The 22,625-nt window shown below is 65.1% G+C and carries 16 protein-coding genes; 11 read left to right on the forward strand and 5 right to left on the reverse strand.

Annotated features, from left to right (window positions below; all coding sequences use genetic code 11):
* Positions 1-196: 196 nt before the first annotated feature.
* From GA645_RS06100 to GA645_RS06145, 11 genes are all read left to right on the forward strand, one after another.
* The gene (locus tag GA645_RS06100) at positions 197-565 is read left to right on the forward strand and encodes a YciI family protein (RefSeq protein ID WP_152220892.1); all 369 of its coding nucleotides are present in this window, start codon (positions 197-199) and stop codon (positions 563-565) included.
* A gap of 27 nt (positions 566-592) precedes the next feature.
* Complete coding sequence (locus tag GA645_RS06105) at positions 593-1,123, forward strand: SRPBCC family protein (protein WP_152220894.1); 531 nt, start codon at positions 593-595, stop codon at positions 1,121-1,123.
* A gap of 44 nt (positions 1,124-1,167) precedes the next feature.
* On the forward strand, positions 1,168-1,311 hold the full coding sequence (locus GA645_RS28755) for a hypothetical protein (RefSeq protein WP_178119494.1): 144 nt from the start codon (positions 1,168-1,170) through the stop codon (positions 1,309-1,311).
* The gene (locus GA645_RS06110; protein ID WP_152220896.1) at positions 1,308-2,090 is read left to right on the forward strand and encodes a DUF899 domain-containing protein; all 783 of its coding nucleotides are present in this window, start codon (positions 1,308-1,310) and stop codon (positions 2,088-2,090) included. Before GA645_RS28755 ends, GA645_RS06110 begins: the two co-directional genes overlap by 4 nt.
* 23 nt (positions 2,091-2,113) lie before the next feature.
* Positions 2,114-2,548, forward strand: a complete 435-nt coding sequence (locus GA645_RS06115; protein WP_152220898.1) for a nuclear transport factor 2 family protein — start codon at positions 2,114-2,116, stop codon at positions 2,546-2,548.
* Between the two features lie 237 nt (positions 2,549-2,785).
* On the forward strand, positions 2,786-4,042 hold the full coding sequence (locus tag GA645_RS06120) for an RNA polymerase sigma factor (protein ID WP_152220900.1): 1,257 nt from the start codon (positions 2,786-2,788) through the stop codon (positions 4,040-4,042).
* A 297-nt stretch (positions 4,043-4,339) separates the two neighbouring features.
* Complete coding sequence (locus tag GA645_RS06125) at positions 4,340-10,477, forward strand: type I polyketide synthase (protein WP_152220902.1); 6,138 nt, start codon at positions 4,340-4,342, stop codon at positions 10,475-10,477.
* A gap of 17 nt (positions 10,478-10,494) precedes the next feature.
* Positions 10,495-11,796 carry an aminotransferase class I/II-fold pyridoxal phosphate-dependent enzyme gene (locus tag GA645_RS06130; RefSeq protein ID WP_152220904.1) on the forward strand — a complete coding sequence of 434 codons (1,302 nt, stop codon included), beginning with the start codon at positions 10,495-10,497 and terminating at the stop codon, positions 11,794-11,796.
* A 30-nt stretch (positions 11,797-11,826) separates the two neighbouring features.
* Positions 11,827-12,630 (forward strand): outer membrane lipoprotein-sorting protein, encoded by an 804-nt coding sequence (locus tag GA645_RS06135; protein WP_152220905.1) that lies wholly within the window; start codon positions 11,827-11,829, stop codon positions 12,628-12,630.
* Complete coding sequence (locus GA645_RS06140) at positions 12,627-13,835, forward strand: hypothetical protein (protein ID WP_152220906.1); 1,209 nt, start codon at positions 12,627-12,629, stop codon at positions 13,833-13,835. Before GA645_RS06135 ends, GA645_RS06140 begins: the two co-directional genes overlap by 4 nt.
* Before the next feature lie 79 nt (positions 13,836-13,914).
* Complete coding sequence (locus GA645_RS06145; RefSeq protein ID WP_178119495.1) at positions 13,915-16,230, forward strand: RND family transporter; 2,316 nt, start codon at positions 13,915-13,917, stop codon at positions 16,228-16,230.
* 74 nt (positions 16,231-16,304) lie between these two features.
* On the opposite strand, the gene GA645_RS06150 is transcribed toward GA645_RS06145, so the two are convergent.
* The 5 genes from GA645_RS06150 to GA645_RS06170 all read right to left on the reverse strand — a co-directional run bounded on the left by GA645_RS06150 (position 16,305) and on the right by GA645_RS06170 (position 22,484).
* Positions 16,305-17,078, reverse strand: a complete 774-nt coding sequence (locus GA645_RS06150) for an SDR family NAD(P)-dependent oxidoreductase (protein WP_152220910.1) — start codon at positions 17,076-17,078, stop codon at positions 16,305-16,307.
* 328 nt (positions 17,079-17,406) lie between these two features.
* Entirely contained in the window at positions 17,407-18,210 is an 804-nt protein-coding gene (locus GA645_RS06155) for a gamma-glutamyl-gamma-aminobutyrate hydrolase family protein (protein WP_152220912.1), read from the reverse strand.
* A 374-nt stretch (positions 18,211-18,584) separates the two neighbouring features.
* Complete coding sequence (locus GA645_RS06160; protein WP_152220914.1) at positions 18,585-20,237, reverse strand: sensor domain-containing diguanylate cyclase; 1,653 nt, start codon at positions 20,235-20,237, stop codon at positions 18,585-18,587.
* Between the two features lie 196 nt (positions 20,238-20,433).
* On the reverse strand, positions 20,434-20,778 hold the full coding sequence (locus GA645_RS06165) for a hypothetical protein (RefSeq protein WP_152220916.1): 345 nt from the start codon (positions 20,776-20,778) through the stop codon (positions 20,434-20,436).
* 377 nt (positions 20,779-21,155) lie between these two features.
* A complete protein-coding gene (locus GA645_RS06170; RefSeq protein WP_152220918.1) occupies positions 21,156-22,484 on the reverse strand; it encodes an OprD family porin in 1,329 nt (442 codons plus the stop codon).
* Positions 22,485-22,625 lie beyond the last annotated feature (141 nt).

Raw genomic sequence — 22,625 nt, forward strand, 5'->3', positions numbered from 1 at the left:
TTCCCTGACTACATCGGCGTTGGGCGGTTCGCGAGCAAGGACTAGGCGTCCCCCTCGGTCCTACAAAAAACGCTACTTGTCCATGCCTGCTCCCCACGCGTGAAAACCCGGCAAAAAAAATTTCGCTGCTGGCTGTCGATTTCCGTCGCCGCGCTTCGACTATGGATAAACCCAGTCGCCAAGCCGGGAGCCAAGCATGAAATACCTCTGCCTGATCTACGTGGACGACAGCCGGGTCGTCAACCTGCCTCTGCCGATGTTCCGCCAGGTGATCGAGGAATGCCGCTGCAACGAGGAGCGCCTGCGCGAGAACGGCCAGCTGCTGGCGGCGCAGGCACTGGAGCCGGTGGCGAGCGCCACCACGCTGCGGCATGTCGGCAGCGAGTTGCAGATCACCGACGGTCCTTTCGCCGAGACCAAGGAGCACCTGGGCGGCTTCGTGCTGCTGGAGGCGCGTGATCTCAACGAGGCGCTGCAGATCGCCGGCCGTCTGCCGTCGGGCCGACTAGGCTGCGTCGAGGTTCGACCGGTTCGCGACTGGGACCGTTACTTTGCCGGGCAATGAGCCCATCGACACCATCAGGAGGATGTCATGTTGAAGTGGATTGCAGTGGTCGTGGTGCTGGCCGTGGTCGTGGTGCTGGTTCTGGCGGCCACCCGGCCGGACAGCTTCAGGGTGGAGCGCAGCGTGCGCATCCAGGCTCCGCCGGAGAAGGTCTTTGCGATTATCGAGGACTTCCATCGCTGGCCGCAGTGGTCACCCTTCGAGAAGCTCGACCCGAACATGCAGCGCAGCTTCTCGGGTGCGGACAAGGGGCGCGGTGCGGTGTACGCCTGGGCCGGCAACAGCAAGGCCGGGGAAGGGCGCATGGAAATCATCGAGAGTACGCCGGCGACGCGAGTGAGCATTGCGCTGGAATTCCTCAAGCCGTTCAAGGCCAGCAATACCGCCGAGTTCACCCTGTCGCCGCGCGACGGCGCCACCGAGGTGACCTGGGCCATGTTCGGCCCCACGCCCTTCGTGGCGAAGATCATGCACCTGTTCTTCAGCATGGACAGCATGGTCGGCAAGGATTTCGAGGCGGGCCTGGCCAACCTCAAGCAGCTCAGCGAGCAGGGCTGAGCTTCCCTCTCAGGCGACGACCGAGGAGGTCCGCCAGGTGCCCCTTGTGCCTTTCCACCCTGACGCTGGCGCTGTCCGGCGCCCTCTGTGCCGGCGGCGCCAGCGCGTTCGCCCTCACTCGCCTGCGTGGCAGCCGCCGCGTGCGCCCCAATCCGCAACCGGGTCGTCCCCAGGAGCGTGCATCATGAGTCTCGCCAACCAACCTTTCCCCCGCGAGGTTTCCCAGGACGAGTGGCGGCAGGCGCGCAAGCACCTGCTGGAACAGGAGAAGGCCGCCACCCGCGCCCGCGATGCGCTGAGCGCCGTGCGGCGGGCGCTGCCGGTGGTGCGCATCGACAAGGATTACCGCTTCGAAGGGCCCCGTGGCACCTTACGGCTGCTGGATCTGTTCGAAGGGCGTCCGCAACTGATCGTCTACCACTTCATGTTCCACCGCGATAAGGCGCTGGGCTGCGAGGGCTGCTCCTTCCTGATCGACAACCTGGGCCGGCTGGAGCATCTGCATGCGCGGGGCACCACCCTGGCGATGGTCTCCCGCGCGCCGCTGCAGGAGATTGCGCCGTTCCGCGAGCGCATGGGCTGGACCCTGCCCTGGTATTCCTCGTTCGGCAGCGACTTCAACTACGACTTCCACGTCACCATCGACGAACAGGTCGCGCCGGTGGAATACAACTACCGGGACAAGGCCGAACTGGAGCGACTTGGCCAGAACTATCACGTGCAGGGCGAGCAGCCGGGCCTGAGCGTGTTCCTGCGCGATGGCGACCAGGTGTTCCACAGCTACTCGACCTACGGACGCGGGCTGGAAGCACCCCTGTTCACCTACCACCTGCTCGACCTCACGCCGTTGGGGCGGGGCGAGGGCTGGGGTGGCATGCCCGACTACCAGGGCAAGGGCATGAACTGGACACGCTTCCACGACGAGTACGAAGAGCCCGCCAAGCCGCACAGCTGCTGTGCGTCCTGACCTGACCGGTGGAGGGGGACCCGATGACCCGCGCCGAAAACACCCATGCCGAGCTGCACGCGTTGCTGGAAAGCTGGCGCAACGCCGTACGCGCCTCCGACCTGCAGGGCATCACCGCGCATTACAGCCGCGACATCCTCGCCTTCGATGCGGCGAAGCAGTTGCAGTTCCAGGGCGTGGAAGCCTACGGCAAGCACTGGCAGGAATGCCTGCAGCTGTACACGCAGGACACCTTCGACATTCACCAGCTGAGCTTCGAGAACTCCGGGGACATCGCCTTCGGCCACTACCTGGCGTATTGCGGCGGGGTCGACGAGGACGGCGTGCCCAGCGCCTCCTGGGCGCGCGTCACGGTCTGCCTGCGGCGCGAGTCGGGGCAGTGGAAGATCGTCCATGAGCACTTCTCGATTCCGTTCGATCTGGCGACCGGGAAAGCGTTGTTCGATGCCAGACCGTGACGACCTGTTTTGTAGGAGCGAGGCGGACGCCCAGTTCTTGCTCGCGAACCTCGCCTGATGCCCGTGGCGTCCTGCTGTTCGCGAGCAAGCTCGCTCCTACAATCACAACTTGGTTTCGGCACGTGTCCGGGCCGGAATGAAACACCCCGCAAAGCTCCCCCCGTCCGCCCGCTTCCCACTCCGTCGAAAACCCGTGCAGGATAGGCGGACCTCTCTTCGCCAAGGACTCCGGCAACCATGCACGACTACGCCCCCCAGGCCCTGCGCGACGTAGTGGACGACGTCTACCGCCGCGAATCGCGCCGTGTGCTGGCCACGCTGATCCGCCTGCTGGGTGATTTCGACCTGGCCGAGGAAGCGCTGCACGAAGCCTTCGTCGCCGCGGTGGAGCAGTGGCGGCGCGATGGTGTGCCGGCCAATCCACGTGCCTGGCTGGTATCCGCCGGGCGCTTCAAGGCCATCGACGGCCTGCGCCGCCGCTCGCGTTTCGACGCCTCGCTGCTGCAGATCGCCGAGCAACTGGAAGTCGACGCGCAATCGGTGGAGGAGCAGGCCGACGAGAGCGTCGAGGACGACCGCCTGCGCCTGATCTTCACCTGTTGCCACCCGGTGCTGGCGGCGGACGCCCAGGTGCCGCTGACCCTGCGCGAGGTCTGTGACCTGAAGACCGAGGAGATCGCCCGCGCCTACCTGGCCACGCCGTCCACCATCGCCCAGCGCATCGTCCGCGCCAAGGCGAAGATCCGCGATGCGCAGATTCCCTACCAGGTGCCGGAAGCCGCCGAGTTGCCCGAGCGCCTGGCCAGCGTGCTGCGGGTGATCTACCTGGTGTTCAACGAAGGCTACTCGGCTTCGGCGGGTGATTCGCTGACCCGCACCGACCTCTCCGCCGAGGCCATACGCCTGGGCCGCCAACTGCTCGAACTGCTGCCGGAAGCGGAAGTGATGGGGCTGCTGGCGCTGATGTTGCTGCACGAGTCGCGGCGTGAGGCGCGTACCGTCGAGGACGGCGAATTGGTGCTGCTGGAAAATCAGGACCGCACGCGCTGGAACCGTGCGCTGATCGAAGAGGGCCAGCAACTGATTGCTGCCGCGCTCGCTACCCGGCGTGTCGGCCCCTACACCTTGCAGGCTGCCATTTCCGCGGTGCATGCCGTCGCGCCGGACATGGCCTCTACCGACTGGGCGGAAATCGTCGGACTCTACGACCTCCTGCTGGCAGTGCAGCCTTCGCCGGTGATCGAGCTCAACCGCGCAGTGGCGCTGGCCATGCGTGACGGCCCAGAGGCCGGTCTGCAGAAGGTGGACGTCATCCTTGCCCGAGGCGAGCTGCAGGACTACCACCTGGCCCACGCCGCCCGCGCCGACTTCTGCCGGCGCCTGGGGCGGCGCGAGGAGGCCCGAGCGGCTTATCAGCGAGCGCTTGAACTCGCGCGGCTGGAGCCTGAACGGAGATTCCTGGAAGGGCGCATCCAGGCGCTCGAAACCTGCTGAAGCCGTCTCGGGAACAGCTCCCTTAGGGGGGCTGGAGAGGGTCTCTAGGACTATTCGGTCCGACAGAAAACGGTGCAATGCCTTTTCTGTTTGAGGGATTTCCTACGGTATCACCAGACTTTTCACGACAAGTTCTTCGCTACGATTCTTGTCGCCTGCCAGGGCCATACAAGCTCTTCCTGTCGCGGGCTTCCTCCGTCCTCGCTCCACCGATCAGCGTATCGCTGACTGCTCGCAGACTCTGCAGCGCAAGTGCGAGGGGGGCATCAATCCCAGAGATAGTTACGAGAGTTTCACATGTACCAGGTTGGGCAATCCCACTCTTGCAATCCGGATGGAAAGATCGCCGTCATCGGCTCGGCCTGCCGTTTCCCTGGCAAGTCCCATTCCCCCGAGTTCTTCTTCGAACAGCTTCTGGCAGGTCGTACCTGCGTAGGCCCGGTTCCCGAGGGCCGCTGGGCCGCGGAAAAATTCACCAACACCCGCGATGTCGCCGGCAAGGCCTACGTCGCCCGCGGTCACTTCCTGGAAGACTACGACTTCCGCACCTTCGACGCTGACTTCTTCCGCCTTTCCCCTCGTGAGGTCGAGTTCCTCGACCCGCAGCAGCGCCTGCTGCTCGAGCTTTCCTGGGAAGCCATGGAAAACGCCGGCCTGGACGTCGAGGCACTGGCCGGCTCGCGTACCGGTGTCTTCGTCGGTGGCTTCACGGTCGATCACCTGCTCAACCAGTTCGGTTCCAGTGCGCGTGACTCGATCGGTTCCCACAGTGCGGCGGGCGCGACCCTGACCATGCTGTCCAACCGCATTTCCTACGCCTTCGACTTCTGTGGCCCGAGCCTCTCCATCGACACCGCCTGTTCGTCGTCGCTGGTGGCGCTGGCCCAGGGCGTGACCGCGATCAGCGCGGGGCAGTGCGAAATGGCGCTGATCGGCGGTGCCAACTTCATGCTGCGGCCGGAGTACAGCATCGCCATGTCCAAGGGCCGCTTCCTGGCTCGCGACGGCCGCTCCAAGAGCTTCGACGCCCGCGCCGATGGCTACGGCCGCGGTGAAGGCGGTGGCATCGTGATTCTCAAGGATTACGCCGCGGCTTTGCGTGACGGCGATGAGATCCTCGCCATCATCGAGGGCGCCGGGGTGAACCAGGATGGCCGCACCAGCGGCATCACCGTGCCCAATCCGGAGGCCCAGCGTGCCCTCATGGAGGACGTACTCGCCGCCAGTGGTTGCACCGCCGAAGACATCGACTACATCGAGGCCCATGGCACCGGCACTCCGGTGGGCGATCCCCGCGAAACCAGCGCCATCGCCCAGGTCTACGGGCGCGACGGGCACTGCGTGGTCGGTTCGGTCAAGGCGAACATCGGTCACCTCGAGGCCGCCGCCGGCATGGCCAGCGTGATCAAGTCGCTGATGATGCTGCGCCACGGCGTCATTCCGCCTGTGGCCGGGCTCGAGGAAGTCAATCCCGAGATCCCCGCGCAGGTTTCCCTGCCGCGCTCTGTCATTCCGCTGGGGAGCACGGAGCGTCAACGGCGCATCGCGATCAACTCGTTCGGCTACGGTGGCACCAACGCTCACGTGATCATCGGGTCTGCACCGCAGGCCGCCGGGCCGGACGCGAACAACGTTTCCGCGGCATCGGTCGCGGTACTGCCCGTCTCCGCCCGCGACGGCAAGGCGCTGCGCGAGCGCGCCGGGCAGTTGGCGACACTGCTCGAAAGCGAACCGGCGACGGCTCTGGAAGATGTGCTGTACACCGCCGGTGTGCGTCGTACCCACCTGGACCACCGCCTGGCCGTGTCGGGCGAGAGCCGAGAGGAGCTGGCCGCGCACCTGCGCAGCTTCGCCGCCGGCGAGGCGCCGGAAGCGGGCAGCGAGGGTATTCGCCCGTTCAAGGGTGATGGCCGTATTGCCTTCGTCTACACCGGCATGGGGCCGCAGTGGTGGGCGATGGGTCGCGAACTGCTGCGCGAGAATGCGCTGTTCCGCCAGGCCCTGGAGCGGGCCGATGCGATCTTCCGGAATATCTCCGGCTTCTCGATCCTGCAGGAAATGCTGCGTGAGGAAGGCGCGTCGCAGATCAAGCGCACCGAGTTCGCCCAACCGGCCAACTTCATGATCCAGTACGGCCTGACCGACGTGCTCAAGGCCGAAGGCATCGAGCCTGACTCGGTGATCGGCCATTCCGTGGGCGAAGTGGCCTCGGGCTGGGCTTCGGGCATGCTGTCGCTGGAGGATGCGCTGCGGGTCAGCTACCACCGTAGCCGCATCCAGGCCACCACCGCCGGTACTGGCGGCATGTTGGCCCTCGGCCTGTCCATGGAGGATGCCGCCGAGCTCATGGCGCCCTACGCGCAGGCCGTATCCTTCGCTGCGATCAACTCGCCCGGCAGCGTGACGCTGGCCGGCGACCGCGAGGCCCTGGAGTGCATCCGTCAATCGGCTACCGAGCGCGGCGTGTTCGCCCGCGCACTGGATGTCGAAGTTCCGTACCACAGCCCGCTGATGGAGCCGCTCAAGCCGGCCCTGCGCGATGCACTGGCTCAGCTGCGGCCAGTACACCCGCATATCGACCTGTATTCCACGGTAACCGGCGGCCTGATCGGCGCTCCGGGCGGCGAGCGTTTCTATGACGCCGAATACTGGTGCGACAACGTCCGTAACCCGGTGTATTTCGCCGATGCCATCTCGGCAATGATCGACGACGGCCACACGCTGTTCGTCGAGGTGGGACCGCACCCGGTGCTGCGCCGCTCCCTGGAGGAGATCGCCGCAGCCAAGGGCACCGAGATCCGCACCGTGTCGACCCTGTGGATGAACCGCCCGGAAACTCGCGCGCTGCGTCTCGCCATCTGCGACATCTATGCGCAGGGTGGTGCCGTCGACTGGGCCGCACGTACTCCGCAAGGTCGCCTGGTCGAGATGCCCGGCTACCCCTGGCAGCGTCAGCTGCTATGGCGCGAGAGCCGCACGCAGGAGCGTGATCGACTGGCCGTCGAGCAGGCTCCGCTGAGCGTTGCCGCCGGTGGCGCCGACCTCAATCTGCAGCGCCTGAACTACCTGTTCGACCACGTGGTCGACGGCGCCCCGATCATGCCCGCTGCCGGGTATCTCGAAACCTTGTGCGAGGAAGCCCGCCGGTTCTGGCCGGAACAGGCAGGTGTGCAGTTGCGTGATGTGCGGATTCATCAGGCGCTGGTCCTGGACCATGACCGTGCGCTGCGTCTGGACATCAGCCTCGATCCGCTCTCGCAGCGAGCTCGACTGACCTCCCGCACCAATGAAGAGCCTCAGGCAGCGGTGTTGCATGCCGAAGCGTCCCTGTATCCCTGTGCGGGCAAGGTGCCTGTCGCACGAATCGCCGCTCCCGCGGGGATGGCTGTGGAAACGCTGGAGGCGCACGAACTTTATGTCGGCCTGCGCGAGCTGTCGCTGCAATATGGTCCGGCCTTCCAGTCCATCGTGGCACTGCAGCGCGATCGCATCGCCAAGCGGGCCGAGGCCCGACTGTGCCGACCGGCGGACGCGGGCGAGGGTGCCGAACACTATGTGCTGCACCCGTCCCTGCTCGATGGCTGCTTCCAGGTTGCATTGACCCTGCTGGGTGACGAGGACGGCGCTTACCTGCCCGTTTCCCTCGCGGCCCTGGAGGTCTATCGCAACCTGCCCGAGGAGATCATCTGCCGTGCGCAGGTGGTCAGCCAGGATGAGGCGCAGATCATCTGCGACTTCGAACTGAGCGATCCGCAGGGCCAACTCCTGGCACGCATCGACGGTTTGTCGTGCCGTGCACTGCGCGGTGCCGCGCGGCACGACGAGTTCCCGGCGGGCGACTACCAGCGCACCTGGGCGCAATTGCCCGAAGCCATCGGCCAGGGCCGGCAGGCCGGCCGCGTGCTGGTACTGGGCGAGTGTGACGATGAGCTGGCCGATAGCGTTGCGGCGGATGTCGAGGCACTCGGCCTGGTCAGTGACCGATGCGGCTGGAGCGAGCTGGCGGGCTATCCGCGCTTGGCTGAAGTCCAGCGGGTCATCGGTTTCTCGCTGGCCGGCTGCGCGGCCTCGGACGATTTCACCGGCGAGCACGACATCGCTGAGATGCTCCAGGCGGTACAGGCACTGTCCGCCCAGGCACGGGACCTCCCCCTGCTGATGGTCACGCGCAATGCCCATGCAGTCTCTGACGACGAGCAGGTGATTCCGGCGCAAGCGGCCATCGCCGGGTTCATGCGCGTGGTCCGTAACGAATTCGCCCAGCTGCGGCAGACCCTGGTCGATGTCCAGGCCGATGCCAACGGAGCCTTGCCCTCTGTCGACCGTGCAGCGCTGCTCGATGTCCTGATCGCCGAGCGGCTGATCGACGAAATCGCCCTGCGCGCCGGCCGTCCGTATGGGGCCAAGCTGGTGCAAAGTGGCTGGCTGCAGGCGCCGGCGAAAGTGACGGTATCCGCTGCCAGCGGAGTCGAACTGTCCTTGCAGGCTGGTCGCTACACCGCGCGGGTACTGCCCCGTCAGTCGTTGCCGGAGGATGCTTACGAGCTGGAAGTCGAGCGTCTGGCCTTGCAGCATGGCGCGCAAGACCAACCCGTCGGCGTAGTGGGCGTCATCGTTCGCGCCGGTTCGCGTGCGGCTCGCTTCCCTGTGGGGATGCGTGTGGCCGGCCTGGTGCCGCGCCGGATCGCCAGCCGGATGATCGTCGATGAGAGCATTGCGCTGCTGGAGCCTGTTTCCGGGGCCGGGGCGTCCGCGCTGTGTGCGCCGGTGGAAGTCCAGGCGCTGGAAATCGTTCGCCGCGCCGTGATGGCGCAGGGGGCGCGAGCCATGGTGGTGGACGGTGCGCTGGGCGATGCCCTCAGCCGACGTCTGGAAGCCGATGGCGTCGTGGTCGAACGCGTCAGCGCAGACCTGTCCGACTGGCGTCGTGACAACCGTGACGGCTCGTTCGACATGATGGCCGGTCCACTGGCCCAATGGGGCCGTCTCACCGGGTTCTTCCCGCTGGCGAAAGGCGGGCAACTGGTCGATCTCGACCGGGGAACCGCACCCATCGGCGTGCCGCCGCAGTGCGGCCAGCTGGTCCGACTGAGTAGCGACCTGTCGCACCTGGTCGAGGACGAAGGCTACCGGGCCAGCCTGCAGAACCTGCTGGCCGCTCCGGCGCCGAGCCTTGCCGAGCCTCAGCTGAGGATTGCCGAGCTGCTGGCGGAGGAGGGCGTCGAATTGCCGGTGGCGCTGCTGGCCGGAGACTGGGTCGAATTGCGGGTGCGTGACGACGAGCGCGAGTTCGTCGCAGAGGCTTCGGATCTTCCGCTCTTCCGGTCGGCCGGTGTCTACCTGGTCACCGGTGGTTTCGGCGGACTGGGCTGCGCGGTTGCCCGCTGGCTGGCGGCCAATGGTGCCGGGCATGTCGCCCTGGTCGGCCGTCGTGGCCTGGACACTCCCGGTGCGGTCGAGCTGCTCGACGAGCTTCGCGCCCTCGGGGCCCAGGCCAGTGCTCACGCGCTGGACGTCGCCGACACCACTGCGGTCGCTGCCCTGGTACGTGAGCTGCATCGTCCCGGACGTCCGCTGCTGGGTATCTATCACGCCGCTGGCGTGCTGGAAGATCGCCTGCTGATGCAGATGCAGCCCGATCAGCTCTCCCGCGTCATGCAGCCCAAGACCCTGGGCGCCTGGGCATTGCACGAGGCCGCGCAGGATTGCGGCGCGCCGCTGGAGCAGTTCGTGCTGTTCTCCTCCATCGCTGCCTTGGTGGGCAACAGCCGCCAGGCGAACTACTGCGCCGCCAACGGCTACCTCGAAGGCCTTGCGCAGCTGCGTCGGCACCAGGGGCAGGTTGCCCTGGCGGTGAATTTCGGCGCCATCGCCGGCGTCGGCATGCTGGAAAGCGATGCCCGCATCGCCCAGCACCTGACCCAGATCGGCTTGCCGCCGCTGCCGGTACAAACCGCGCTGCGCGGACTGGGACGTGCACTGGTGCACGGCCTGGAGCAGGTGGCGATCTCCGCGGCTGCCGACTGGGGCCGTTGGGCCTCCTATGAAAGCGTGGGTGGCACCTGCGCCACCTTCGCCGACCTGATCGCCGCCAGCCGAGCATCCAGCGGCCGGGACGGCTCGCTGGTCGAGCAGCTGCACGCTGCCTTGCGTGGCGTGGAGGCCAGCGAGGCCATGGCGATCCTGCAGGAGCTGATCACCGGTGTCGTCGCCTCGGGCCTCAAGACCACTCCCGAGCGTTTGCGCGCGGACCAGTCCTTCGACTCCCTCGGCATGGACTCGCTGATGTCGACGGATATCCAGCTGCAGCTGGAGCAGAAGCTGGGCGTCACCTATTCGGTCATCGAACTGTTGGGCGCTTCCACCATTGGCAAGCTCACCGAGCGCGCGCTGATTCAGATTCACGAGGGCGCCGACGGTTCGGCAGCACTCTAACAACGAGATAAGGAACCATGCCTCAAACGAAAAAGAAACTGGAGGAACTGCTGGGCAAAGTGCGTTCGAGCATCGGTTGCCAGCAGGCACCTGCGGCCACCTACAAGCCGGTGCCGCCCTCCCTGAGCGACTATCCCGAGCACGCGCTGCTGCAGAGCATGCAGCAGCTCTACCGCGAGGGCAGTGGCCTGCGCAATCCCTACTTCCTCCCGCGCAGCGCGGAGGTCGGCGGCACCTTGCGCATCGAGGAGAAGGATTACATCACCTTCTCCAACTACAACTACCTCGGGCTGTCCCATGATCCCCGGGTGCGGCAGGCCGTGCACGAGGCCGTGGATCGCTACGGCTGCCACGCCGGTGCCGCCCGCATGGTCGGCGGCGAGATCGAACTGCACGCGCAGCTGGAGGCCGAACTGGCCGATTTTACCGGCTTCGAGGATGCACTGGTGTCCGTTGGCGGCTACAGCACCAACGTGGCGGTGATCGGTTATCTGCTCGATCGCCGCGACCTGATCCTGCACGACGAGTACATGCACAACAGCGGCCTGATGGGCGCGGTCATGTCCGGCGCCCGTCGCATCGCCTTCCCGCACAACGACATGGATGCTCTGGAGCGCCTGCTGCGCGAGCACCGCTCGCAGCATCGCCGCACGCTGATTGTGGTCGAAGGTGCGTACAGCATGGACGGCGACCTGGTCGACCTGCCGCGTGTGGTGGAGCTCAAGCAGCGCCACGGCGCCTGGCTGATGGTCGACGAGGCGCACTCCTGCGGCACCGTCGGTGCCACCGGCCGTGGCGTATGCGAGTACTTCGGCGTCTCGACCTCGGACATCGACCTGATGATGGGGACCCTGTCCAAGAGCTTCGCCAGCTGTGGCGGTTTCCTCGTCGGCCGGCGCGAGCTGATCGATCTGCTCCGGCATTTCTGCCCGGGCCTGTTGCTGTACAGCACGGGTATCAGCCCGGCCAACGCGGCGGCGGCACTCGCCGCCCTGCGTCTGATGCGCGAGGAGCCGGAGCGCGTCGCGAAGCTGCAGAACAACGCGCGACGCTTCCGCGAACTGGCCATCGCCAACGGCCTGGATTGCCGCACGGCGGTGCCGGGCGTACCGATCGTACCGCTGATGATCGACAACGACGGCGCCTTGAAACTCATGTCGCGACTCTTCGAGAACGGCGTAATCGCTCATGCCGTCATGCATCCGGTGGTTCCTCGCGACGCGGCGCGGCTGCGTTGCTTCATCAGTGCCGAGCACGACGAGGCAATGATCCAGCGCACCCTCGAACTGATCGTCGCCTGCACGACACATCAACCCTGACCTGAAACCTCACTCAAAGGAAATCTTCCCATGACTCTCCGTCACCTTGCGGTGGCCGGTGCTCTGCTCGGCTGCCTGACTTTCCAATGCCAGGCCGATACCGCTACCGACAACCGTGCCCGCGGCCTGGAAATCGCCCGTACCGTGGACAGCCACGATGCCGGCTTCGTCGACTATGTGGTCGACGGCCGCATGACCCTCAAGCGCCCAGGCGGTGCCACCGCCGAGCGCGGCTTCCGCATGAGCACGCTGGAAGTCCGCGATGGCGGCGACAAGCGCATCGTGGTGTTCTCGCAACCGCGTGACCTGGCTGGCTTCGTCTCGCTGACCTACGCCAATACCGCCGCTGCCGATGACCAGTGGATCTACCTGCCCGCCACCAAGCGCGTGAAACGCCTGGCTGCGCGGGACAAGACCGGCTCGTTCGCCGGCTCCGAGTTCTCCTACGAGGACATTTCCACCTGGGAGCTGGGCAACTACGACTACGAATTCATCAAGGAAGAACCCTGCGGTACACCGGCGACCACTTGCTACACCCTGGCCAACCTGCCCAAGTACGAGTACTCGGGATATTCGAAGCTGGTCGAAACCATCGATCCGCGCATCTGGCAACCGGTGCGCATCGTCTATTCCGACAAGACCGGTCGTGAGCTCAAGAAGCTGGAGTTCTTCGACTACAAGCAGTACGGCAAGCACTGGCGCCCCTCGCGTATCGTCATGACCAACCTGCGCGATGGTGCCGAGTCGGAGATCGTCTGGAGCGATTACCGCTTCGGCACTGGCTTGAAGGCCGCCGACATGACCGATAGCCGTCTGAGCTCCTGGTCGCGATGATCGATTCCTCGAAACGGCCGTACCTGCTGGGCTGCTCCGCGCTGCTCTGCCTGCTCATCCACGATGCCGCGCGTGCTGACGTGCGCGGCGTCGTGGGGGCGGAATTGAGCTTCTACCGGAAGTCACCGCAGTACCCGGGGCAGAGTGGCGATCGTCAGCAGGGTGCCCTGCATGCCGGGCTGATCGCAGGGGGCAGGACCGCACAGGACCTGCTCTACGACGTGGAGCTGCATGCCCGGCACAAACCGACGGCGGCCCGTGTCGACTCCGGTGATGTCCGTCAGGCCACCATCGGCAGGAACACCGAGCAGGTCGAGTGGTCGGCGGGCGTGCTGGCCGAGAGCTGGGGAACGCTGGAGGCGTACAACCCGGTGGACATCATCAACCAGCGTGACCAGGACGAGGACTTCCGCGGCAAGGTCAAGCTGGGCCAACCGGGCGCCAAGGCGTCCGTGCGGCTGAATGACGATACCCAATTGACGTTGTATGGCACCACCTACGCTCGCGAACGTCGCTACGCCGAAGGTGGCGAGCGTAATCAGTTGCTCCCTGCGCCCGTGCGCCACAGCAAGTTCGAAGACGGGAATCTGTCGCCGGAGGTCGCGGCCCGCGTGCAGCACCGGGCGACAGAAAACCTGGATGTCGCAGCGTCCTATTTCGTCGGCCACTCGCGTGAGCCGCTGCTCACGCCATTGCTCGGCCCCAAGGGGCTCGAAGGCTTCGATGCCTACTACGAGAAGGAGCAACAGGCCGGCTTCGAGGCCCAGTACGTGGTGGGCGACAGCGTTCTCAAGAGCGAGGTGGTTCACCGCGATGCCGCTTCCGACAAGTCCTGGGGCGGTGGCGTGGGGATCGAGACCACCTTCAGCAAGCTCGCAGGCGGGGTCGGTGATCTGTCCACCTATCTCGAACTGTACGGCGACACCCGCTCCGACAAGGCTCCGACCACTCCGATGGATCATGACCTCTATGCCGGTATGCGTTACGCGCGCAACGATCCACGGGGAACGGTGTTCGAGCTGCAATTCACCCATGACTTCGAATGGAAGTCCGAACTCATCCAGCTCAATGCCTCGCAGCGTGTCTTCGAAGACACGGTGGTGACCACCTCGCTCCTGGTGCCTCAACGCACCCAGGACGATCCGGCACTCACGGGGCTTTCCAATGATGTCCAGTTGACGGTCGGCGTGAGCTGGTACCGCTGACAAGAGAGATTTACCTATGACGATCGAACCAGGCGCTGCCGTTGCCCACGAGCACGGCCCGCAAAACAGGCGCGAAGCGATGATGCACGCATACGCCGACTGGGTTACCGGCAAGCCCTGGCGAACGGTGCTGCTGGCGCTGCTGGTGATGCTGGCGCTGGCCTCGGGCCTGAGCCATCTGACCTTCCGCAGCGATAACCGGGTCTTCTTCGGTGAAGACAACCCGGACCTGATCGCCCTCGATCAGTTCGATGCCACCTACGGCCGCGACGATACCCTGCTGTTCGTGGTGACAGCGCGCGACGGTGACCTGTTCACGCCGGAGCGCCTGAAGGCTCTCAACGAACTGACCGATGCCGCCTGGACCCTGCCCGAGGCCAAGCGGGTCGATTCGCCCACCAACTTTCAGCGTGCGCAGGCGGTCGGGGATGACATCAACATCGACCAGCTTGCCCGTTCCGGCGATGTGCTCAGCGACACCGATGCCCGGCGCCTCAAGCAGGAGGCTGCGCTGGAGCCATTGCTGATCGACCGGCTGTTGTCCCGCGATGGCCGCACCGCCATGGTGGCGGTGAGCTTCCTGTTCGACCCGGTGAAAGTCTCCGACCAGACCCTGGCAGCCATGGCGGCCGGCCAGAAAATCAACGATGCCTTCGCCCTCAAGCATCCTGACCTGGAAGTCGGACTGTCCGGCTCCGTGGCGCTGGACGACGCCTTCGTCGTGGCCAGCACCTATGACAGCGCCGTGCTGCTGCCGATCATGGTGGTCGTGCTGCTGGGCATCATCGTCGTTGCCATCCGCTCGTTCGCCGGCGCGCTGGCGACTTTCTGCGTGGTGATCCTCGGCACCCTGAGCGCACTCGGGACGTCGGCGCTGATGGGTATTCCGCTGTCCTCGCCGAGCGTAGCGGCGCCGAACATCATCCTGACCATCGCCTGCTGCGACTGCATTCACCTGTGTTCCGGGATGATGCGGCTGCGCCGCGAGGGGCTGAGCCGCCGCGACGCGGTCCGCGAAATCCTGATCGAATGCGGCTGGCCGGTGACGCTGACCACCATCACCACGGCCATCGGCTTCCTCTCCATGGTCTTCAGCGCGGTGCCGCCGTTCGCCCATCTGGGCGTGATCGTGGCGCTGGGTTCGGTGCTGGCCTGGTTCCTGACCATGACCTTCCTGCCCGCGCTGTTGTGCATCCTGCCGTGGAAAGGGCCGTCCCGCGCGATGCCGGCGGAAATGCTCAGCCTGCGAGTGGCCGAGATGGTGATGAAGCGACCGGGCAAGGTATTGGCCGGGGTGGGGCTGGTGGCCGTGGTGTTGTCGTCACTGGCGTTCTCCAACACGCTCGATGACCGCTACGTGCGCTACTTCGATGGCAGCTTCGCCTTCCGTCAGGCAACCGACCGTCTGAACCACGACCTGGGCGGCTTCTACACCCTGGAGTTCTCTCTGGACTCCGGCGAGGACGACGGGATCGTGCAACCCGAATACCTGGCCGAGGTGGACCGTTTCGCCGACTGGTTGCGCCAGCAGCCGGGAGTGACCCATGTGCATGGCCTGCCCGACATCATGAAAACCATCAACCGTGCCATGAATGGCGGCGGCCAGGATGAGTACCGGCTGCCCGCGGCGCGCGACGTCACGGCGCAGTTCCTGGCGCTGTATGAGATGTCGTTGCCCTTCGGGACTGACCTCAAGAACCAGCTCACCGCCGACAAGCGCTACAGCCGGCTGAGTGTCAGCCTGGGGGATGTCTCCACGGCGTCGATGGCCGACCTGCAGGTGCGCGCCGAGCAGTGGGCGCGCGCGAACACTCCGCTGATCGCCGACTCGGCCCGCGCCACCGGTACCTCGCTGCTGTTCGCCCATATCGGCAACCGCAATATCGAGGAAATGTACGTCGGCATCTTCAGCGGCATCCTGGTGGTCTGGGTGATCTTCGTGATCGCCTTCCGTTCCGTTGGCTTGAGCCTGATCGGCACCATCGCCAATACCGTGCCGTCCCTGGCCACGCTGGGGGCCTGGGCGCTGGTCAACGGTGAGGTCGGGATGGCTGTGGCGACGGTGGCATCGGTCACCTTCGGCGTCATCGTCGATGACACCATTCACATGCTCTCGACCTATGCGCGCCTGCGCCGCCAGGAAAAACTGTCGCCGGAAGACGCGGTACGCGGCGCGTTCCGCACGGTGGGGCCGGGTATGATCGCGATGACCCTGGCGCTGTCCTCGGGGTTTGCCTGCCTGACTTTCTCAGGGTTCCAGATCAATTCCTGGATGGGGCTGATGGCCTCGATGACCATTCTCATCGCGGTGCTTTTCGACCTGCTGTTCATCCCCGCCGTGCTGCTGGTCTTCGCCAACTGGCGACGGTCCCGGGAGGCGGCCCTGGCGCCCTGACGGGCGACGTTGCCGCTGGCGCCTTGCAAGCGGAGCGCAGCGAAACCTTGCGGGTTTCGCTGCGAGGTCGAGCGTTACAGGCTGCTCACCAGGTGCCCGCCATCCACCGCCAGCACGGCGCCGGTCATGAAGGCACCGGCGTCGCTGGCCAGCAGCAGGAAGGGGCCTTCCAGCTCCCTCAGCTGACCCAGGCGGCGCATGGGCACGGTATCGCGGATATAGGCCTGGCCCTTCTCGCTGTCGAAATAAGCGTCGTTCATTTCCGTCTTGAAGTAGCCCGGGGCGATGGCGTTGACGCGTACCTGGTAGCGCGCCAGTTCCAGCGCGAGGGACTTGCTCAGCTGCACCACGCCGGCCTTGGCCGCGCAGTAATGGCTGTAGCCCCCGCCCACCCGCAGGCCGAGGATCGAGGCGATGTTGACGATGCTGCCGCCGCGCTTCGCCTTGGCCAGGCGCTGCGCCGCGCACTGGGCCACGCGCCAGACACCGTCGAGGTTGGTGGAGAGCATGCTGCGCCAGTCGTCTTCTGTGATCTCCAGTGCACGCTGGCCGTTGCCGATGCCGGCGTTGTTCAGCACTACCTCGACCACGCCGAACTGTGCCTCGGCGCTGTCGAAGGCGGCCTCGACGCTGGCGCGGTCGGTCACATCCAGCGCCACGGCGTGGGCTTCGCCGCTGTCGGCACGGATGGCTTCAGCCAGTTGCGACAGGCGCTCGGTGCGTCGTGCGGCCAGCACCACCCGCGCCCCGGCGCTGGCGGCGACGCGCGCCAGGTGGGCGCCGATGCCGCTGGAAGCGCCGGTGATCAGCACGGTCTTGCCGGCCAGGGAGAAGAGGTCGTTGCTCATGGCTGCACCTTTGTCAGAGAGCGAAATCGCTGGTCGACAAGGTTAGCCCGAGGCGCCCTCAAGGGCGTGCAGGGTTAGCCATTCGCAGCACGAATGAGCGGGAGCGACTGGCTTCTCGCGGGGAGAACTGTGTCTGGGCTTCTCCCTCACCCCAGCCCTCACCCTCTGGGAGAGGGTGAGGGCTGATCCGGGCACGGAAATACCCTGTAGGAGTGGGCCATGCCTGCGATCGCGCGCATGGCGCGCTCCTACAGTCGATACGCCGTGTCTGGGGCGCCCAAGAAAAAGCCCGGCACATGGCCGGGCTTTTTCATGACGCGGGTGACGCTCAGGCAGCGAGTGCGCGGGCGTGCTTCTTCTTGACCTGCTGGCGGCATGCATCACCAAAGGCCTTGAAGATTTTCACCGAGTCGGGGTTCTGCGCGGCTTGCCATTCCGGGTGCCACTGCACCGCAAAGAGGAAGGGCGACAGGGTCGGGGCATGGATCGCCTCGACCAGGCCGTCTTCGGCATGGCCGATGGGCTCAAGGCCCTTGCCCAGGTTCTTCAGGCCCTGGCCGTGCAGCGAGTTCACGCGGATCTCGTCGCCCAGCAACTGCTGCAGCCAGCTGCCTTTCTGCAGGCGCACGCCGTGGACCTGGCTGTACTGCACGTCGACCGGGTCTTCGGGATTTTCGCGATGGTCGTTGAAGCCAGGCTCGGCATAGACCTTCTGGTAGATGTCACCACCGAGCGCGACGTTGATTTCCTGCATGCCGCGGCAGATACCGAAGATCGGCAGGCCACGCGCGATGGCGGCCTTGATCAACGGCATGTCGAAATTGTCGCGGTCCTTGTCCTGGCCCTTGCCGGGAGTTTCGTTCTCCTGGCCATAGAGCGTCGGATCGATGTTGCTGCCGGCGCCGGTGAGGTAAACACCGTCGGCCATGTCCAGGTACTGCTCGAGGTCTTCGATGCCGCAGCAGGTCGGTACCAGTACCGGCACGCAATCGGACTGTTCGACCAGGGGCACGATGTATTTGTGGGTCATTACCTGATAGTCGTGGCCTTTGCGCTCTTGGCTGCCCATGGACATCAGGACGACGGGTTTGCGGAGGGTCTGTTTCTTGTTGCCAATGTTGCTGTTGGACATATGTCACCTTTGGACGGGCTGCAGCCCATCGTTTTTGTGCAGGCGCACCGCTCTGGGCTTGGGCTACCTGAGGTTCCGAGCACTGCCGGGAACGCACAGAAGGCGAAATTTCCCGGTCGAAACCTGCCTACCAGCCTGCCAGAGCCGTTAAATATGTCAAACGATTTCGGCGAATGGCGTCAAAAATAATGGCCGAAACATTGTCGAACAATGTTATTAAATTATTGTTTTTAAAGGATTTTTATAAATATCCATTCGAAGCAAAAAGTCCATTATTTACAACGCCTGTAAATAATGGTGAAAAATTCTGAACATTTTTTCATGGCAGGCAGCAGGGCGTACCGGGCGGCACGCTCTGCCTCGCGGGTTGCCGTTCAGTGGCACTCGATGCGGTTGCGGCCGTTCTGCTTGGCGCGGTAGAGCGCACTGTCGCTGCGGGACAGGGCGGCCTCCGCCGATACATCGTCGACCTGCAGGGTCGCGATGCCGATGCTGATGCTCAGCGGGATTTGTTCGCACCCCAGCAGCAGCGGCTGGTCGGCCAATTGCTGTTGCAGGCGCCTGGCGAATATCACGGCGCTGGCGACATCCGCGTCGCCAAGCACCACGGCGAACTCCTCGCCGCCCATGCGCCCGGCGAAGTCGATGCGGCGGATGGCACGGCCGAGGATGATCGCGAAATGGCGCAGCGCTTCGTCCCCCACGCCGTGGCCCCAGCGATCGTTGATGGCCTTGAAGTGGTCCAGGTCGCACATCAGGATCGCCGCCCCGTGCGTCGTCGAACGCTGCACGCGGCCCATCTCCGCCTCTATCAGCTGCATGAAGTGACGGCGGTTGGGCAGCTGGGTGAGGAAGTCGGTCGTGGCCAGCACCTGCAGTTCGGCTTCGATGCGCTTGCGCTCGGTGACGTCGGTGATCAGGCCATGCCAGATCACGCTGCCATCGTCCAGGCGCTTGGGCTGGGCGTTGCCCAGGCGCCAGAGGGTGCCGCGCCCGCGAAGCTGCACGCGGAATTCGTGGCGCCATGGCCGTAGCGTTGCGGCGGAGATTTCCAGCGAGGCGAGGAGGGCGGGCAGGTCGTCCGCCTGGACCACCTCGTGGAGCACCGCCGAGTTGCCGCTGATCTGTTCGGCGGTCATGCCGAAGATATCCGCGACCCCGGCGCTGACATAGGGGAAGGTGCCGGTGCCGTCGGGCAGGTTGCGGAACTGGAAGACCATGCCGGGGATTTCGTCGGTGAGGTCGGTGAGCAGTTCGACGTTCTGCCGCAACTGTTCCGAGACGCCCCGCAGCGTGGTGACGTCGGTGGTGGTGCCGATCATGCGCAGCGGGCGGCCGGCGTCGTCACGCTCGACGACCTTGCCACGGCTGCAGACCCAGATGTAGTGACCAGCCTTGTGGCGTAGCCGGTGTTCCACTTCGTAGGCCGGGGTGCGGCCTTCGAAGTGTGCGCTGATGGTCGCCTGGACGTACGCGAGATCGTCGGGATGCACGCGCACGTATGCATCGTCGATGCGATTGCCGATCTCGTGGTCGGCGTAGCCCAGCAAGGCTTTCCAGCCGGAGGAGTAGTGGATCTCGCCACTGGGGACATGACGGTCCCACACCCCCGTGCCGCTGCCGGCGATCGCCAGCGCCAGGCAGCCTTCGTCGGTGCGGCAGAGCAGTTCCTGGGCGATGCCGGCGGCATCGCCCAGCACGCTTTGCGCGGCGCTATCCAGGGTTCGTGGCTGGTGGTCAAGCACACACAGCCAGCCGAGCGTGGCGCCGTCGGCGGCACGCAGGACAGCAGTGCCCAGCGGGTGCAGATCGCCTTCGCGGCTGCGCAGGGGGGCCGAGGCGGCGTTGAGGCAGAGCAGGGTGGCGAATGATTGCGCCGCCTCGTGCGTCAGGCCATCGAAGCCCAGCAGGCGGCCATGGGCGTCGGCCAGCAATGCGGCGACCGCGCCAATTGGTGAACGGACCAGGCGCAAGAGACTGTCGAATCGCCCGTATTCCTGCACTTCAGGATCGCTGGAAGTTCGCATCGGATGGCTGCTTCTTCGCCGGAGAATGGGGCGTTTCCGTCTGGCGGCGCGGACGACGTCGTCTCGCGAACAACAGATGGCCCTATGAAATCACGGGGCGGGTATGCGCCACAATCTCCGCGTGAGGGGCGGGCGACGAGTGAACCGGGCAGCCCATCCATGCCTGGCCGCTTCCGCGCCGTCCGGGGCCTGGCACTCAGCTCAGGAGTTGGTCGATCAGGACTGCATTGGTGTAGATCAGGCTGCCATCGCTGGCCCGGTGGCCCACCAGGTGAAAGTGCCCGCGGTGGTCGCTCTGGCTCAGGTAGACGCGGTACTGGCAGTCGGACAGCGGGCCATAGCCGTCGGGCATCTTCAGGTCGAGGTCGCCCAGGTCGGCGTCCACCATGACGTCGTGCTTCCCGCTGTTCTGCAGGTACTCCTCGGCTTGCTCCAGGCGCAGGTGATCGGCGTCGCTGACGAAGAAGTGGATGTCTTCCAGCGGGGTAGGTTTCTGGTCGATGCTGGTCTTGCACCAGCCTTCGAGAGTCATCGCGCTCATGGTGAATGGGTCTCCTGCAGCTGTGTGGGCATTCTGTATTGCCGCCACTTTCACTGCTTTTGACCGCACGTGTTCCCGGGTGATTCAACCGATATTGCACCGGTGATCGACGGGCATAAAAAAAGCCGCTCCTGAGAGCGGCTCGAAAGGACGTTGAAGGAGCAATCACAATATCAACGTCAGGAGTCATCTTTCGATAATCGACGATATGAGTTATCGAAAGCGGGAAAGAGGGCGGGGATTCTAGAAAGTTTGAAGGCGCGGATAAACCACGATCCGGGGAAGACACTTTCTGTCACGGTGCAATAATACAGGCTGCATAGCGGAACAACTCTCAGAAAATTCCGAAAGTTGTTCCGTGATTATTCGCGAACGAATTACAGGATCGACAGCGGATAATCGATGATCAGACGCAGTTCGTTATTGTCCGACTCGCCCTGATCGGCGTTGGCGCGGTGGAAGGCCTGGCGCAGGCGGAAGGACATGTCCTTCACCGGGCCGGACTGCACGACGTACTTGGCCTCGAAGTCGGTCTCGTGGTGCTTGCCGTCTTCGCCGTACAGGCCGACGTACTGGCCGTTCGGGTCGGCGTGGGTGCCGTCGATGTTGCTGCCGTTGATGTAGCGGGTCATGAAGCTCAGGCCCGGCACGCCGTAGGTGTCCATTGCCAGGTCATAGCGCAGTTGCCAGGAGCGTTCGCCCGGACCGTTGAAGTCGGAGAACTGCACGGAGTTGGCGAGGAAGATCGAGTCGCCGCCAGCGCCCGCGCCGTTGTCGCCGAAGCCGACGTAGTCGAACGGGGTGTCGCCGTTGACCTTCTGGAAGGCCAGGGTGACGGTGTGCGCGTGCAGGAAGGAGTAGGCGGCAGCCAGCGACCAGGTGGTGTTGCTGATCTCGCCGGCCTTGGCCTGGCCGTAGTCGGTGGTGCGGTAGACGTTGAAGTCCAGGCCCAGCGACTGGTCGCTGCCCAGCGGCTGCAGGTAGTTCACGTTGGCGTAGTACTGGCGCCAGATGTCCTCGAACTCCGAGCCGTACAGCGAGACGTTCAGGCTGTCGGTGAGGGCGTACTTGCCGCCGACGTAGTCCACGCTGTCGGCTTCGACGTTCGCGTAGGTCGCGTACAGGCCGCCATCGTGGCTGGTGGTGACCGGGCTGGTGCCGGAGGTGAAGTGGCCTGCTTCCAGGTCCAGGCCTGCGATTTCGCTGCTCAGCAGGTTGAAGCCCGACGCGGTCTGCGGAATCAGGCGGCTGCCGCCGGCGGCGAATACCGGTGCGACCGGCTGCATGTCGCCGAATTTCAGCTCGGTCTTGGAGATGCGCACCTTCAGCGCGCCGCCGGCCTTGCCATAGTCATCCTCGGGGTTGCCGTGTTTGTCCACCGGCAGGTTGCCGGTGCCGGCACGGCCGCCGCCCGCATCGAGCTTGATGCCCAGGTAGCCGAAGGCGTCGACGCCGAAACCGACGGTGCCCTGGGTGTAGCCGGAGGAGAAGTTGGCGAGGATGCCCTGGGTCCAGTCACGGTTGTCGCCGGAGCCGTTCTTGCCGTCGTGGTCGTAGTAGTAGTTGCGCAGCAGCACGTCGAACTTGGCGTCGTCGACGAAGCCCTTGGCATCGGCCTGGTCGGTGACGAAAGGTTCGGCGCTGGCGAACTGGCTGGCGGCGGCGGAAACGGCGAGCACGATAGCGCTGCGTTTGAGGTGCTTCATGGATATTGCCCCTAGAGTCTTGGAGAACCGGCCCGTCGAGTCGCGTGAGGACCGGAATTTTTATAGGCAGGCACAATGAATCCGGTCATGGAATAACCACGACAGAAATCACAGGAAGTTGCATTGACATTGTCACAATCA

The organism is Pseudomonas sp. SCB32, assembly GCF_009189165.1.
In the GTDB taxonomy this organism is placed as follows: domain Bacteria; phylum Pseudomonadota; class Gammaproteobacteria; order Pseudomonadales; family Pseudomonadaceae; genus Pseudomonas.

Excerpts from the sequence above, each read along its gene's own strand:
- GA645_RS06125 (WP_152220902.1), top strand. The coding sequence starts at position 4,340 with ATGTACCAGGTTGGGCAATCCCACTCTTGCAATCCGGATGGAAAGATC.
- GA645_RS06165 (WP_152220916.1), bottom strand. The coding sequence starts at position 20,778 with ATGAGCGCGATGACTCTCGAAGGCTGGTGCAAGACCAGCATCGACCAG.
- GA645_RS06100 (WP_152220892.1), top strand. The coding sequence starts at position 197 with ATGAAATACCTCTGCCTGATCTACGTGGACGACAGCCGGGTCGTCAAC.
- GA645_RS06110 (WP_152220896.1), top strand. The coding sequence starts at position 1,308 with ATGAGTCTCGCCAACCAACCTTTCCCCCGCGAGGTTTCCCAGGACGAG.
- GA645_RS06170 (WP_152220918.1), bottom strand. The coding sequence starts at position 22,484 with ATGAAGCACCTCAAACGCAGCGCTATCGTGCTCGCCGTTTCCGCCGCC.
- GA645_RS06160 (WP_152220914.1), bottom strand. The coding sequence starts at position 20,237 with ATGCGAACTTCCAGCGATCCTGAAGTGCAGGAATACGGGCGATTCGAC.
- GA645_RS06155 (WP_152220912.1), bottom strand. The coding sequence starts at position 18,210 with ATGTCCAACAGCAACATTGGCAACAAGAAACAGACCCTCCGCAAACCC.
- GA645_RS06105 (WP_152220894.1), top strand. The coding sequence starts at position 593 with ATGTTGAAGTGGATTGCAGTGGTCGTGGTGCTGGCCGTGGTCGTGGTG.
- GA645_RS06120 (WP_152220900.1), top strand. The coding sequence starts at position 2,786 with ATGCACGACTACGCCCCCCAGGCCCTGCGCGACGTAGTGGACGACGTC.
- GA645_RS06135 (WP_152220905.1), top strand. The coding sequence starts at position 11,827 with ATGACTCTCCGTCACCTTGCGGTGGCCGGTGCTCTGCTCGGCTGCCTG.
- GA645_RS06150 (WP_152220910.1), bottom strand. The coding sequence starts at position 17,078 with ATGAGCAACGACCTCTTCTCCCTGGCCGGCAAGACCGTGCTGATCACC.
- GA645_RS06140 (WP_152220906.1), top strand. The coding sequence starts at position 12,627 with ATGATCGATTCCTCGAAACGGCCGTACCTGCTGGGCTGCTCCGCGCTG.
- GA645_RS06145 (WP_178119495.1), top strand. The coding sequence starts at position 13,915 with ATGATGCACGCATACGCCGACTGGGTTACCGGCAAGCCCTGGCGAACG.
- GA645_RS06115 (WP_152220898.1), top strand. The coding sequence starts at position 2,114 with ATGACCCGCGCCGAAAACACCCATGCCGAGCTGCACGCGTTGCTGGAA.
- GA645_RS06130 (WP_152220904.1), top strand. The coding sequence starts at position 10,495 with ATGCCTCAAACGAAAAAGAAACTGGAGGAACTGCTGGGCAAAGTGCGT.